This is a genomic window from Rhizobium aureum (assembly GCF_030182495.1).
Lineage (GTDB): Bacteria > Pseudomonadota > Alphaproteobacteria > Rhizobiales > Rhizobiaceae > Rhizobium > Rhizobium tropici_C.
Map to the genome: position 1 here is coordinate 132,497 of NZ_JAQJCI010000009.1, position 13,641 is coordinate 146,137.

16 protein-coding genes and 1 tRNA gene are annotated in these 13,641 nt (G+C 62.2%); 9 read left to right on the forward strand and 8 right to left on the reverse strand.

Going from position 1 to position 13,641, the window contains the following annotated elements; all coding sequences use genetic code 11:
• Positions 1 to 21: 21 nt before the first annotated feature.
• Positions 22 to 1,116: a 2'-deoxycytidine 5'-triphosphate deaminase gene (locus tag PH552_RS20930; protein ID WP_162709562.1), complete on the forward strand. Its 1,095-nt coding sequence runs from the start codon at positions 22 to 24 to the stop codon at positions 1,114 to 1,116.
• 58 nt (positions 1,117 to 1,174) lie between these two features.
• Positions 1,175 to 1,248 (forward strand) — tRNA-Gly (locus PH552_RS20935).
• Positions 1,249 to 1,264: 16 nt separating this feature from the next.
• Here PH552_RS20935 and PH552_RS20940 read toward each other — a convergent pair.
• Entirely contained in the window at positions 1,265 to 2,167 is a 903-nt protein-coding gene (locus PH552_RS20940; protein WP_183762599.1) for a LysR family transcriptional regulator, read from the reverse strand.
• 101 nt (positions 2,168 to 2,268) lie between these two features.
• Between PH552_RS20940 and PH552_RS20945 the strand changes: the two genes are divergently transcribed.
• The 3 genes from PH552_RS20945 (at position 2,269) to PH552_RS20955 (ending at position 5,182) form a co-directional block, all read left to right on the forward strand.
• The gene (locus PH552_RS20945) at positions 2,269 to 3,495 is read left to right on the forward strand and encodes an MFS transporter (RefSeq protein ID WP_183762602.1); all 1,227 of its coding nucleotides are present in this window, start codon (positions 2,269 to 2,271) and stop codon (positions 3,493 to 3,495) included.
• Positions 3,496 to 3,614: 119 nt separating this feature from the next.
• Entirely contained in the window at positions 3,615 to 4,190 is a 576-nt protein-coding gene (locus PH552_RS20950) for an acyltransferase (RefSeq protein ID WP_112343750.1), read from the forward strand.
• A gap of 116 nt (positions 4,191 to 4,306) precedes the next feature.
• A complete protein-coding gene (locus tag PH552_RS20955; RefSeq protein WP_112343751.1) occupies positions 4,307 to 5,182 on the forward strand; it encodes a transporter substrate-binding domain-containing protein in 876 nt (291 codons plus the stop codon).
• Between the two features lie 66 nt (positions 5,183 to 5,248).
• On the opposite strand, the gene PH552_RS20960 is transcribed toward PH552_RS20955, so the two are convergent.
• The 4 genes from PH552_RS20960 to PH552_RS20975 form a co-directional block, all read right to left on the reverse strand.
• A complete protein-coding gene (locus tag PH552_RS20960) occupies positions 5,249 to 5,662 on the reverse strand; it encodes a tellurite resistance TerB family protein (RefSeq protein WP_112343752.1) in 414 nt (137 codons plus the stop codon).
• A 122-nt stretch (positions 5,663 to 5,784) separates the two neighbouring features.
• The gene (locus PH552_RS20965; RefSeq protein ID WP_183762605.1) at positions 5,785 to 6,870 is read right to left on the reverse strand and encodes a thermonuclease family protein; all 1,086 of its coding nucleotides are present in this window, start codon (positions 6,868 to 6,870) and stop codon (positions 5,785 to 5,787) included.
• A gap of 15 nt (positions 6,871 to 6,885) precedes the next feature.
• On the reverse strand, positions 6,886 to 7,551 hold the full coding sequence (locus PH552_RS20970) for a LexA family transcriptional regulator (RefSeq protein WP_113249476.1): 666 nt from the start codon (positions 7,549 to 7,551) through the stop codon (positions 6,886 to 6,888).
• Between the two features lie 138 nt (positions 7,552 to 7,689).
• Complete coding sequence (locus PH552_RS20975; RefSeq protein ID WP_246698528.1) at positions 7,690 to 8,118, reverse strand: ELKS/Rab6-interacting/CAST family protein; 429 nt, start codon at positions 8,116 to 8,118, stop codon at positions 7,690 to 7,692.
• 105 nt (positions 8,119 to 8,223) lie between these two features.
• On the opposite strand from PH552_RS20975, the gene PH552_RS20980 reads away from it, so the two are divergent.
• Together PH552_RS20980 and PH552_RS20985 are read left to right on the forward strand one after the other, a co-directional pair.
• On the forward strand, positions 8,224 to 8,580 hold the full coding sequence (locus PH552_RS20980; protein WP_183762754.1) for a DUF952 domain-containing protein: 357 nt from the start codon (positions 8,224 to 8,226) through the stop codon (positions 8,578 to 8,580).
• Positions 8,577 to 9,665 carry a quinone-dependent dihydroorotate dehydrogenase gene (locus PH552_RS20985; protein WP_183762607.1) on the forward strand — a complete coding sequence of 363 codons (1,089 nt, stop codon included), beginning with the start codon at positions 8,577 to 8,579 and terminating at the stop codon, positions 9,663 to 9,665. The genes PH552_RS20980 and PH552_RS20985 overlap by 4 nt, the downstream gene beginning before the upstream one ends.
• Here PH552_RS20985 and PH552_RS20990 read toward each other — a convergent pair.
• From PH552_RS20990 to PH552_RS21000, 3 genes are read right to left on the reverse strand one after another with little or no spacing between them, the layout of a single operon-like run.
• Positions 9,641 to 10,990 (reverse strand): MATE family efflux transporter, encoded by a 1,350-nt coding sequence (locus tag PH552_RS20990; protein ID WP_183762610.1) that lies wholly within the window; start codon positions 10,988 to 10,990, stop codon positions 9,641 to 9,643. The two genes, PH552_RS20985 and PH552_RS20990, sit on opposite strands and share 25 nt — an antisense overlap.
• A 16-nt stretch (positions 10,991 to 11,006) precedes the next feature.
• A complete protein-coding gene (locus tag PH552_RS20995; RefSeq protein ID WP_112343758.1) occupies positions 11,007 to 11,510 on the reverse strand; it encodes a CAP domain-containing protein in 504 nt (167 codons plus the stop codon).
• Between the two features lies 1 nt (position 11,511).
• A complete protein-coding gene (locus PH552_RS21000) occupies positions 11,512 to 11,778 on the reverse strand; it encodes a DUF6460 domain-containing protein (protein ID WP_112343759.1) in 267 nt (88 codons plus the stop codon).
• A gap of 166 nt (positions 11,779 to 11,944) precedes the next feature.
• On the opposite strand from PH552_RS21000, the gene PH552_RS21005 reads away from it, so the two are divergent.
• Positions 11,945 to 12,889: a class I SAM-dependent methyltransferase gene (locus PH552_RS21005; RefSeq protein WP_113249473.1), complete on the forward strand. Its 945-nt coding sequence runs from the start codon at positions 11,945 to 11,947 to the stop codon at positions 12,887 to 12,889.
• A gap of 108 nt (positions 12,890 to 12,997) precedes the next feature.
• Complete coding sequence (locus tag PH552_RS21010; protein ID WP_183762612.1) at positions 12,998 to 13,633, forward strand: YitT family protein; 636 nt, start codon at positions 12,998 to 13,000, stop codon at positions 13,631 to 13,633.
• Positions 13,634 to 13,641 lie beyond the last annotated feature (8 nt).

A 13,641-nucleotide genomic window follows, 5' to 3' on the forward strand; every position in this document is an offset into this window, starting at 1 on the left:
GCGGCAAATTATGGATGAGGCATGATGGCTCGCAATACTGGAATCTTGGCCGATCGCGCCATCGCGGCGTTGTTTGAAACGGGGCGGCTGACGAGCGAGAGAGAACTGGACGTCGATCAGATCCAGCCGGCAAGCCTTGACTTGCGGCTCGGTTCGCATGCCTTCCGTGTCCGCGCCAGCTTCATGCCCGGCCCGTCGCATCTGGTCGCCGACAAGCTGGACCGGCTGAAGCTGCATGTTGTCGATCTCTCCGAAGGCGCGGTGCTGGAAACCGGCTGCGTCTATATCGTGCCGCTGATGGAGCGCCTCGACCTGCCTGAGGACATGTCGGCCTCCGCCAATCCGAAGAGCTCGACCGGCCGTCTCGATATCTTTACCCGCGTCATCACCGACCGGGCGCAGGAATTCGACAAGATCCCGGCCGGCTATTCCGGGCCGCTCTATCTCGAAATCAGCCCGCGCACCTTCCCGATCGTCGTTCGCCGCGGCTCGCGCCTGTCGCAGATCCGCTTCCGCGTCGGCCAGGCCCTGCTCACCGAGCCGGAACTGCTGGCGCTGCACGAAACCGAGACGCTGGTCGCCAGCAAGAAGCCGAATATCACCGGTGGCGGCATCGCGCTGTCGATCGATCTTGCCGGTGATAAGGAAGGGCTGATCGGCTATCGCGGCAAGCACCACACGGCCGTCGTCGATGTCGACAAGAAGGCCCAGCACGATATTTTCGATTTCTGGGAACCGCTCTACAGTCGTGGCCGGACCGAGCTGATACTCGACCCCGATGAATTCTACATCCTCGTCTCGCGCGAGGCGGTGCATGTTCCCCCGCATTTCGCCGCCGAAATGACGCCCTTCGATCCGCTGGTCGGCGAATTCCGCGTCCATTATGCCGGCTTCTTCGATCCCGGCTTCGGCCATGCCCCGGCCGGCGGCCGCGGCAGCCGCGCCGTGCTGGAAGTGCGCAGCCACGAAGTGCCCTTCATCCTCGAAGACGGCCAGATCGTCGGCCGCCTGATCTACGAACACATGCTGGAACAGCCGAGCAGCCTCTACGGCTCCGGCCTCGGCTCGAATTACCAGGCACAGGGCCTGAAGCTATCGAAACACTTCCGGCTCTAATCGATAGCCGACCGGCCTTGACACAGGCCGGCAACTGTTGGACATCTCAGGGTGTCAGGCGGGTGTAGCTCAATGGTAGAGCAGCAGCTTCCCAAGCTGAATACGAGGGTTCGATTCCCTTCACCCGCTCCAGTTCCTAATTGTCAGGTCAAAAACGGCCTCTCGTTTTCAGCGCCTCCACCAGCGCCTCACCGAAGATTTCGATCGGACGCGCAAGCCGCCCCGCCGGCGGGCGATGTATCATCCAGTTGACGACTTTCGGGTTGAAATCAGGCGCCTCGACGATCTCGATGGCATCGCGCCATCGGCTGTCAGCCAGTGCGGCAGGTGTCAGCACGCCGATGCCGAGGCCGCGGGCGACCAGCGACATTCTGAGATCGGCGCTCATCGCCTCGATGGCGACGTCGAAGGGCAGCCGCTCGGCTTCGAAGCGGTGATGAATGAAGGCGCGGAAGCCGCAGCCGCTCTGGTTCATGATCCATGGAAAGCGGGAGAGTTCTTCAAGCCGCGGCGCCTTGGGAACGCCAAGCGATGGCGCGGCGACGAGGATGACGCTGTGGATCCCGAGCACATCGCCGACGACATTGTCAGGCGGGTCGACGCCCTCCGCCAGGCAGACGGTGGCCGCATCCAGCTGGCTATGCGCCACCTGCTCGATGAGTTGCGGCGACCAGCCCGAGACGATGCGCAGCGTCAGTTGCGGAAATACGTTGCGGAGCTGATCGAGCGGGGCCGCGAGTGCGGCCTCCGAGAGATAGGGCATGATGCCGAGGCGGAATTCGCCGCCGATCGCCCCGCTCGGAGAAACGCCGGCCTTGAGATCGTCGAGCGAACGCAGGACGCGCCGTCCATGCTCGTAGGCTTCGCGTCCCGCCGCAGTCGGCTTGAGGGGTTTCGACTGCCGGTCGAGCAGCGCGATGCCGAGGCTGTCTTCCAGGTTCTGGATGCGCCGGGTGATGCCCGGTTGCGTCAGGTTGATACGCGCCGAGGCGGCAATGATCGAGCCCGTTTCCACCACGGCGACGAAAGCTTCCAGATCATGAATGTTCATGACGATCTCGCATAATCATTATTATTTCATTTCAATTGCTGCATTATGCGGCATAAGGATAAACATGGCTATCTTTATTATCAAAAATTATTGGAGAGCCTATGTCTCAGAATCCCGAACGTGTAATGAGCGAGGCGGCGGACGACGTATCCGAGGCTGTCGCCGCTCCCTCGACATTGCTGTTTGCGGTCGCCACCGGCGTCATCATCATCAATCTCTTTGCGCCGCAGACGCTGGTCGGCATCATCGGGCCGTCGCTCGGCTTTTCCGAACGCGGTGCGGGTCTCGTGGCCATGGCGTCGCTGCTCGGTTATGCCGCCGGCCTGTTTTTCCTGGTGCCGCTGGCCGATTTGATGGAAAACCGCCAGTTGGTGCTGCGCATGCTTTTATCGGCCTTGATCATGGCCGTTGCTGCCGCCTTTGCGCCGACGGGTTGGAGCCTTCTGATCTTCCTCTTCCTGCTGGGTGCGGCCTGTTCGGCCATCCAGATCCTTGTGCCGATCGCCGCTGCCATGGCGCCACCCGAGCATCGTGGCCAGGTGATCGGCAATGTCATGAGCGGCGTGATGGTCGGCATATTGGTATCCCGCCCTCTGGCGAGCCTGATTGCCGATTTCTGGGGCTGGAGGAGCTTCTATGCCATGAGTGCCGCGACGCTTGCGCTTCTGGCGGCCGTGCTGGCCCTGCGTCTGCCCGAACGGCGGCCTTTGGTCAGCGCCAGCTATGGAGCCCTGATCGGCTCGCTCTTCCAGTTGCTGCGGGAAGAGCCCGTGCTGCGTCTGCGTGCCTTCACCGCGGCCCTGATGATGGCGAGCTTCAGCCTCTTCTGGACTTCCGTTGCCCTTCGCCTGGCACAGCCGCCATTCTCCCTTGGCCAGTCCGGCATCGCTTTCTTCGCGTTGGTCGGGGCGGGCGGTGCGGCTGCTACCTCCGCCTTTGGCCGCATGGGCGACCGCGGCTGGACGCGGACGGCGACGCTTGTCGCGCATCTGATCGTGCTTGCCGCCATTGCCTTGGCTGCCTGGGTCGGCGAGATAAGGTCCGGTAGCTCCGTGGCCTTGCTGATCCTTCTGGGCGCGAGCGCGGTGATGCTCGATGTCGGTGTGACCGGTGACCAGACCCTGGGACGTCGCGCCGTCAACCTTTTGAAGCCGGAGGCACGAGGGCGCATCAATGGCCTCTTCGTCGGCATCTTCTTCCTCGGCGGCGCGCTGGGTTCGGCGCTTGCCGGCACCGCGTGGGATTTCGGTGGCTGGATCGCCGTCTGCGCGGCGGCGGCTTGCTTCGGGCTGATTGCCTTGATCACCGGCCTTGCCGCGCGTGTATGAATTATGCAGTGAGGGGCAGCTTTTGCGGTCCCGCCTCGGCATCGCCATGGTTATGCCTTAGCCCTTCAGGTGAGCGTCAGACGGATATGGCAGAAGGCGCCCCTGTTAGGAGCGTCTGAATGCGTGGCATTGCATGGTTTTACAGGTTGAGGGCGATCTTTCGGAGCGGTGTGCTCAAGATCGCCCATAGTACGAAAGTTCCGCTCGGCACCAGGATCATATGGAAGCGCGGCGATGTTCGTATTGGCGATCGGGTGCATTTCCGCAAGGGTGTCGTCATCGATGCGCAAGAAGGCAGCATCGAAATTGGCAACCATGTTTCCTTCAACGATTACACCATTTTGCTGGGCCGCGGCGGCATCGTCATCGGCAACGACGTGCGCATTGCCGCGCATGCGATGATCGTGTCCTTCGATCATAATTTCGATGATGTTTCGCAGCCCATCCGCCTTCAGGGCGTGACGAAGAAACCGATCATCATCGAAGACGATGTCTGGATCGGGGCGGGAGCCAAGATTCTCGGCGGCGCCCACGTCGCCAAGGGATGCGTCATCGGCGCCAATGCCGTCGTCAAGGGAAAGACGAAGCCCTACGGCATCTATGTCGGAGCTCCGGCGAGACTGCTGAAGCGGCGCGGAGAGACCGGCAGCCGCGGATCCGGAAGGGTCGAAATGCTCGCCCACGCGAAAAAGTAGTCGCACGCGCTGCCGCACTCCTCGTCAGGCGCGATATTCCCCCTGCGGCATGACTCTGCTACATCGTATCGGTGAATCAGGAATGTGCAGCCACGACCGGAGGCGGGATCAAGACCATGCGTGTTTGCCTTTCGTCGCCGATCTCCGTGGCCCGGGTCATCGCGCATGCGGCATTGATCGCCGTATCCTGCGCGCTGCCGCTTTCCGCCCAGGAGACGAAGCCGTCGAACCTGCCGATCCTGTTCGATGCGCGCGAGCGCCTGCCGAAACCCGATCTGTCTTCGCTGGTCAGGCTCCGCTTCCTGACTTCGACCGATTTTCCGCCCTTCAATTTTCTCGATCAGAACGGCAAGCTTACGGGCTTCCATGTCGAGCTCGCCCGCAAGATCTGCGACGAGCTCGACATAGCAGACAAGTGCCAGATCCAGGCCTTGCCCTTTGGCGAGCTTCAGGGTGCCCTTGCGGCTTCGCAGGGCGATGCCGTGATTGCGGGCGTGGCAGTGACGCCCGAGCTGCGCAAGAGCTTCGCCTTCTCGCGCCCTTTCATGACGCTGCCGGCCCGCTTCGTGCGCAATCTCAAGGCGTCGGTCAGTGGCACCACGGCCGCATCGCTTTCCGGCCATTCGGTCGGCGTCGTCAGGGGCACTGTGCACGAGGCTATGCTGACCGCCTTCTTCCCTGCGATCAAGCCGGTGCCGTTCGATGATAAGGATGCGCTGCTGACTGCCGTCAAGGACGGCAAGGTCGATGCCGCCTTTGCCGATGGTCTGCAGCTCTCCTTCTGGGTCTCGTCGCCGGCCGCGGAAAAATGCTGCGCTCTGTTCGATGGTCCCTATCTGTCGCAGCAGTTCCTCGGAGAGGGCATGACCATCATGCTGCGCCAGCAGGATGCCGATCTGACGGCCGCAATCAACCATGCCCTTGCCATGCTCTCACGCGACGGCAGGCTGCAGGAAATCTATCTGCGCTATTTCCCTTACGGTCTTTACTGATCAGCGCAGGTCCAGGAAAAATGCGCGGCGATTTTCCGTCCGGAATGTATCAGGCAGGAAAATGCTTCAAGCTTTGCGATAGCGGGCGATGGCGCTGCGCTCGATGGCGGCGCAGGTCAGCTTATCTAGGCCGAAGCGGTCGCGAAGCAGGCTGAGCAGGCGCAATTCCTCGGCCTTGACCGACAGGTCGGCCGAAGCGACTTCGACGGCAAGCGCATACGCCGTATCGTAAAGGCGCGCGGGCAGCGTGTCGCGCACGGTTTCGAGCACGATATCCAGGCCCTCATTGTTGGAAAGCAGCTTGGCGCAATCGCGCGAGACGGAAATCAGCTTTTCGTCGTCAAACCCCTTGAAGACCGGCAGGGCGTGAATGAGCTCGCCAATGCGGCTGAGTTCCCGGTCGTTCATCGTGCGGTCGACGGCCGAGGCCAGCACCATGACGTAGATGAGGGCCTCGTGAGCGGAAAGCGGCTTGTTCATGACAGGCGAAGTCCTTCGAATTTGGCAGACTGAAAAGTCGCGCGGTCTCATGGCAAAAGTTACTGCATAATTCCTTAAATCGGAATCGATTTACGGATTAATTATGCAGCGGAAGCAAGGCGTCAGATCGGATTGAGCGGATCTTCCTTGGCCGGCGGCGGCGCAAGCGTCGATTTCCCGTTCTTGCGCGGATCGTCTCCGTACATGCCGCGCTTCTTCTGCTTGGCTTCGTCGACAAGGGACGCTAGCGGCGATCCCGGTTCCGGATCGGCCCAGCCGAAGCGGACGAGCCAGGCGCTCAGATCGACGCGGACATAGCGGCACTCGCCCTTGACCATGCCCTTCCAGGCGGGGTCCGGCACATCGCAATTGACGGAGCGGCCGCGCAGATACATGCGGAATGCCGTGCGCGCGGCTTGACCGCAGGGCCAGCTGTCGCCGCTCGGGCCGGTGCACATTCTGCCGATGTCGGTCGGAATGATCCCGCTCAGCTGCACGCTCCTGCCGCCAAGGGTCAATATGCCCGCCTGATCGGCGAAGGGATGGACAAGCTCGATCGTTGTCGTCTGCCCCAGTGGCCTGGATGCCGGATCGAGCGAAGTCTGTTGCGACTCGAGCTTGGGCTGGGCTTGCTGCAGCGGCTGTAGCGGAAGCGTCCGGTGTGCGGCTGCCGCCGCTTCCCTATCGATCTGGTCGGCCGGGATTCGGTTGTCCGGGGTGGGATCGGCTGTGGCTGCCTCCGTAGAAGCGGCGTCGGCCTTGTTCGAAGTGGCGCTCGCCGGTTCCGGTTTCCGGGCGGCGGCTATATCCTTCGCAACGTCACTGGCCGGCGTTTTCGCGGCATCGTCCGTTGCCGGGGCCGGCGACGCTGCGGCCGCAATCGCCGGTAATTCCAGACCGCTGTCTGAGACCGTGACTGGCGGAATCGTCTTCTCGTGGGTGGAACTGGCCACCTGCACGGCCGGCTGGCTGTCTGGTTGCGATTTGCCCGACGCTGCATCGTCCTGCTTTGTCGTTTCGATGGCTTTTGCGTCGGCCCTGGCGGTCTCGGTCGGTGTGGTCGCGGCGGACTTGTTCTCGGCCGTCGTGTCGCTAGCGCCTCGGCCGGGCAGGGTAAAGCTGCGTTCCCCGATTTGAACCGCGACGAGGGTCAACCAGGAACCGACGACAGCGCCTGCCACGCCAACAAGCCAGATCTTACGACGCATAACGAGAAAACTTTCCTATTGGCTAGCCCATATGATTCGGGCGATCCATTCCACATCCGCGAGATCGAAACTGCGGTTGGGGTGTTCGGGATTGAGCGACAAGAGTTCTATCGACTTTGCGCTCTGCCGCAGCAGGACCTTGGCCATGACTTCACCTTCGCGGGTCTTCACAACGACACGGTCATTTTTTCGGATCTGAGCGCCCGGCTCGACGATCAGAATATCCCCGTCACGATAGAGCGGCAACATGCTTTCGCCCTGGACCTCGAGCGCATAGACGCCGGCCCTTTGCCCGGCCGCAACGGGAAATTCCACCATGTCCCAGCCCTGACCGGCGGGAAAGCCGCCGTCGGCGAAGAAGCCGCCGGCGCCCGCCTGGGCAAAGCCGATCAGGGGAATGGCGTTCCCAGCCGGCGAAATTCCGCGCATCGCCATAGTGCCAGCCGGTTCGCCCGGCCGGATGAAGCTCAGAAACTGCTCCAGGCTGGCGCCCGTCGCATCCAGGATCTTGGCGATCGATTCCGTCGATGGCCAGCGCAGGCGCCCGTCCTGGCTCAATCGCTTCGATTTGTTGAAGGAGGTGGCGTCCAGGCCGGCACGGCGAGCGAGGCCGGAGGGCGTCAAGGCATGCCGCTCGGCAAGCCGGTCGATCGCACCCCATATCTGCTCGTGTGACAGCATCGCCGCTCAGCATCCGCGCACCGGTTCGCCCGGCGCTCAATTCGTCAAAAAGGTTAACCGAGGCATTTTGGCGAGTAAAGGCCGGCATAGGAATACGGTCCTTTATCCCCTTGCTTTCGCCGCGTGGCTTTTCACCACTCACGTCTTTTGCGGCTGCGGCTTGGCGTCCGGTTGCTCGTTCTGGAATTCCTTCGCCATGCCCATGAAACCGTGCATGAATTTCTGCATGATGCCGAGGGTGCGGTCGACTTCGGCATCGCTTGGCAGGCTGGATTCCTTGTTCGAGGCGACGGTCTTTTCCAGTTTCGTCACGCGATCGGCGAGGCGGTCGAGCTCGTCGTCATAGGCAGCGCGCTCATCGGCGGCCATGCGGCAGACGAGGTTGCCGCCCTGATCCTGGCAAATGGACATGGCGCCCGTCTGCTTGTCGAGGCGGATGAAATGATCGCCGCTGCGCTCCAGCTGGAAGCGCGTTGCGTCCAGTTCGGCCGATAGAACCGGTGTGGAGAGAAGAAAAGCGGCAGGCAGAAGCATGGCCGCAAGGCCGATTTTCAATTCCTTCGTCATGTCATCCTCCGGATTTTCTGCGTTAAACCCCAAATCCATCACGGAAACCGTGGACATCAGCTGATGTTTTCGTGCAAAGCCCTATCAGCACAGCTTTACAGAGGGATGATGATCGCCATGCCAGTGGTTTACAAGATCGTGCCGGATGCGCTCTGGCAGCAAGCCAGACAAACCGGTGTTTTTCATGGCGCGGCGATCGATCTGACCGATGGCTACATTCATTTCTCCACCGCGAAGCAAGCAAGAGAGACGGCCGTGCGCCATTTCGCCGGACAGACCGGCTTGCTGCTGGTGGCGGTGGACGGCGACGCGCTCGGCGACAAGCTGGCGTTCGAACCCTCGCGCGGCGGCGATCTCTTCCCGCATCTCTACGCGCCGCTGCCGCTTTCGGCCGTGCTCTGGGAAAAGCCGCTGCCGATTGGCGACGATGGCGCTCACCTCTTTCCGGAGATGGCGGAATGATCGGCGCCTTTCGCGACCTCGGCCGGCGCGGCCTGTTCCTGTTCGATCCGGAAACTGCGCATGGCATGTCGATAGCGGCGCTGAAGTCGGGGCTGGTGCCATCCTGTAGCGTCAAAGCCGATCCCCGCCTGCGTCAGACCGTGGCTGGGCTCGATTTCACCAACCCGATCGGCATGGCCGCCGGCTACGACAAGAATGCCGAAGTGCCGGAGGCATTGCTGAAACTCGGTTTCGGCTTTACCGAGATCGGCACCGTGACGCCGAAGGCGCAGTCGGGCAACCCACGTCCGCGCATCTTCCGCCTGGTCGAAGACGAAGGCGTCATCAACCGCCTCGGCTTCAACAATGAGGGCCATGAAGCGGCGTTCCAGCGCCTCAAGGCGATCCGCCGCAACGGCATCATCGGCGTCAACATCGGTGCCAACAAGGATAGCGCCGACCGTATCGCCGATTATGTTGCCGGCATCCGCTGCTTCTGTTCCGTCGCGCGCTATTTCACCGCCAATATCTCCTCGCCGAATACGCCGGGTCTCCGCGACCTGCAGGCGCGCGAAAGCCTGTCCGCCCTGTTGTCGGCCGTGCTTGCCGCGCGCGACGAGGAAGCGGCGAAGGCCGGCAAGCGCATTCCCGTCTTCCTCAAGATCGCTCCGGATCTCACCGAAGAGGGTATGGACGATATCGCCGCCGAAGCCTTGTCCCATGCGCTTGATGGCCTGATCGTCTCCAACACCACGCTATCGCGCGACGGATTGAAGGATCAGCGGCAGGCCAAGGAGGCAGGCGGCCTTTCCGGCAAACCGGTCTTCGAAAAATCGACCGTGGTACTCGCCAAGATGCGCCGCCGTGTGGGTGCCGCGCTGCCGATCATCGGCGTCGGCGGCGTTTCCTCGGCGGAGACCGCATTGGAGAAGATCAAGGCCGGGGCCGATCTCGTGCAGCTCTATTCCTGCATGGTCTATGAAGGCCCGGGATTACCGGGCCGCATCGTGGCGGATCTCTCGAAGTTGCTCGATCGCGAGCGCGCCGGCTCGATCCGCGACCTGCGCGACGCCAGGCTGGATTACTGGGCGAACCGGAACGTCTGATCCGCCCGCTTCTTCAGTCCCATGGCCAGGAAGATGCCGCGAAACAGCAGGAAGGCGTTCATGGCCATCCACAGGCCGTGATTGCCAAGCGTCGGCACGAAGACGGCGAGTGCTATGAGATAGCCGCCGAACGACAGCAGCATCTTGTTGCGCATCTCTCGCGACCATGTGGCACCGATGAAGACCCCATCCATCAGGAAGGCGAGCGCCCCGGTCAAGCCGGTGATCGCAGCCCAAGGCAGATAGGTTCCGGCAGCAGTGCGGACCTCCTCCGAGGTGGTCAGCAGGCGGATCAGTGCCGGTCCGACGGTGACGAAGAAGATGGCGGCGGCAAGCGCCAGCCCGAAGGACCAGAGCCCGGTCAGCTTCAGCCCGCGCTCGAAGGCTGGACGGTAGTTGGCGCCGATCGAGCGTCCGGTGATCTGCTCGGCTGCGTTCGCGAGCCCGTCGAGATAATAGCCCGACAGCAGAAAGAAGTTCATCAGCACCGCATTGGCTGCCAGCATGACGGCGCCGAAGCTGTTGCCGATACGCGTCATCAGCGTGAAGGCGGCAATCAGCACGAAGGTGCGGATCAGGATATCGCGGTTGAGCGCGAAAAGCTGCGTGAGCTTTGTACGCGAGAGCAGCTCCGCGCGCGGCGGGCGTTCCTCGCCGGCAAAGCTGCGCAGCACGATGAAAAGCCCGAGCAGCATGCCGCTCGCCTCGCCGATCAGGGTACCCCAGGCCACACCCGCCACACCCCAGCCCAGATAGAGCCCGAGCAGGATGGCGAGCATGATGTTGACGCCGTTGATGACGGTCTGCAGCAAGAGCCCTACGCGGCCCTGGCCGCGGCCGAGCACGAAACCGAGCAGCGCGTAATTGGCAAGCGCCGCCGGTCCCGACAGCATGCGGATGGAGAAATAGGTGCGCGTCGCATCGGCAATGCCGCCTTGCGGCCCCATCAGCTTGATGCCGAGCCAGAGCAGCAGCGGCGAAAGAATGACGATCAGGATGCCGCAGCCGAGCGCTGAGATCAGGGCACGCCAGAAGACAGCCTGCTGCTCGTGCCGGTCGTGGCGCCCATAGGCCTGAGCGGTGAGGCCCGTCGTGGAAGCGCGCAGGAAGTTGAAGCTGGCAAAGAGGAGGTCGAACAGCACTGCGCCGATGGCGAGCCCCGCCAATGCATCCGGCTGTCCGAGATGGCCGACGACAGCCGTGTCGACGAGACCGAGCAGTGGCGTCGTCATGAAGCCCAGCGTCATCGGAATAGCGATCGACAGCACCAGCCGATGCGTTACGTCGAAGGGCAGGACCCTTACGCTCCTCTGCTGAATATCCATGTCGCCTTACGCCTCATCAGTTCGAGGACAGCACCATGGACCAATAGGGCCTGTCACCGGAAGAGGGAGCATAGGCAAGAGCGACGCCAAGGCCGTCATATTTGCCGAGCATGTTGTGCAAATGCTTCGGCGAATTGATCCAGGCCGTCACCGCGGCGCTCACGTCGCGCTGGCCCTCGGCAATGTTCTCGGCCGCCGGCAGCTTGACGCCGCTTGCCTTGACGCGCTTGCCGAAATCGTCGCCGATGCCGATCAGGTGCTCCATCTTGCCGGCATTGGCCATGCGCCGCGCCTGATAGACGGCGGCGGTGCTAGCGGCGGTATCGATCTTCAACGGCGGCAGGCCATTCTTGGCGCGCAGCGCATTGACGAGCGGCAAGGCAGAGGCGGTTTCGTCGCTGGCCGGAATATTGGAAACGCGGGCTGGCGGCGTGGCGCAGCTTGCGACGGATGCGGTGAGCGCAAGAGCGGCGAGGCGCAGCGCATCGCGGCGCGTGCAGGTCAGTGTCTGGGAGGTCATGTCAGCGGCGGTAGTTGAACAAACGAAGTATGATGAAGATGGGAATGACGATGGATGCGCCGAGCAGCACATAATCGCCGAATTCGCCAAGCGCGGCAAAGCCGCTGTGCCAGAGATCGAGCAGGAAGCGGCGGACGCCATAGAGGAAATCGAGCGGTCGCCAGCCGAAGAACTTCATCACGAAGCCGACGACAAGCGACACGATGATGAGCTTCACCAGCGTGCGGCCGGGCGAGTCCCCAAGGAATCTGTTCACCTGATCGGACATGCAGACGTCTCCATGATGGCAGTCGGTGGTGCCTGAGATAGGGCCGGGGCCTGCGACTCGCAAGCACTTTTGCCAGGCGCGCGCCTCAAACAAGCCTCTGCCTGAAATAGGACTTGAGTTTTTTTGTGGCCGCGTTCAAAGGCGAGCGTCTAACAGGATGAAACCGATGCTGCCGAGCCAGCTTTCCTCCGGCGATGTCATTGCCGACCGCCGTGCCGACTATGCGAAGATGCTTGCCGAGAGCGGCGAGCCGGCGAGTGCCGCCGAGCTGATGGAGCAGGCGCTGGAGCTGGTGCCGCGCTGGGCGGCGGGCTGGTTCACGCTTGCGACCTATCGTGAGAAGGCCGGCGATGCATCCGGTGCCATCGCAGCGCTGAAGGAGGTGCTGGTGCTTGATGAGGGCGACGTCTTCGGCGCGCGCCTGAAGCTTGCGGTTCTCGGCGGCGCCGAGGTGCCCGGCCGGCCGCCGAGCCTCTATGTCGAGCGGCTGTTCGATGACTATGCCGATCGCTTCGAAACCTCGCTGGTCGAGAAGCTCGGCTATAGCGTGCCCGGCAAGCTGGCGGAGTTGATTGCCGGAACGGCCGATATCTCGAAACATTTCCGTCTCGCCGTCGATCTCGGCTGCGGCACGGGCCTGCTCGGGCCGGAAATCCGCGCCCGCGTCGATCGGCTGGAAGGCTACGATCTGTCGAACGGCATGCTCGCCAAAGCAGCGGAAAAGCATGTCTACAATCATCTTGGCCAGGCCGATCTGTCGCTGGAGCCGGATCTGTCAGGCGTTTTCGATGCCGAGTTTGAAGCCGGCCGCGCCGATCTGATCACCGCTGCCGATGTGCTGATGTATCTCGGCAATCTGCAAGGCGTGATGGCGATCGTCCGCAGGCTCGCGGCCGATGGCGCCGTCTTCGCCTTTTCGGTCGAGGATGCGGAGCAGCCGGACGGCTATGTGCTGCGCGATTCCCTGCGGTTTGCCCATTCGGAAGCCTATGTCAGGCAGATTTTGGCCGCTCACGGCTTTACGGTGCTGGATCTCGTCCGCAGCGTCATTCGCATGGATGGCGGAAAACCGGTCCACGGCATTCTGTTCATTACTCGGAAATCGGCCTGATGATTTCGAATCTTGCGAATTTGAAATAGGTCAGCATTGCTTACGTATTTTCGCTTGATTGTCGCCTGAGATTTCAGCAAAAAAGCCTTGAAACCCAGGGGAAATCACATGGCAAACGCAAAGAGCGCATTTGGTATCTGGAATACGTCCGCGACCCGGCATTCGTGGATCGAGGATGTTCAGGGCATCATCTCCGGCAGCCTGATTTCCTCGCTCGGGCTGTTCTGCCTTTCAAGCGCCGGCCTTCTGACCGGCAGCACCGCCGGCATCGCTTTCCTGCTGCATTACGCGATCGGCGTGAATTTCGGCCTGGCCTTCTTTGTGGTCAATCTGCCGTTCTTCTATCTGTCTCTGAAGCAGCTCGGCCCGGTCTTCACCGTCAAGACCTTCATCGCCATCGCGCTGACCTCGCTGCTGACCAACCTGCAGCCGCTGCTTTTCGATGTCGCGCATATCAACGCGCTCTGGTCGGCGGTGCTCGGCGGCATTCTGCTCGGCTTCGGGCTGCTCGCGCTCTATCGCCATCGGGCAAGCCTCGGCGGCGTCGGGATTCTGGGGATTTACCTGCAGGAACGTTTCGGCATCAGGGCAGGGCTGGTGCAGCTTGCGATCGACCTATGCGTGCTCGCAGTCGCTTTTGCGGTGACCACGCCCTTTGTGGTCATCTGCTCGGTGATCGGCGCAATCGCGCTCAACCTCTTCGTCGCGATCAATCATCGCTCGGATCGCTATATAGCGCTGTAAAGCTGAAG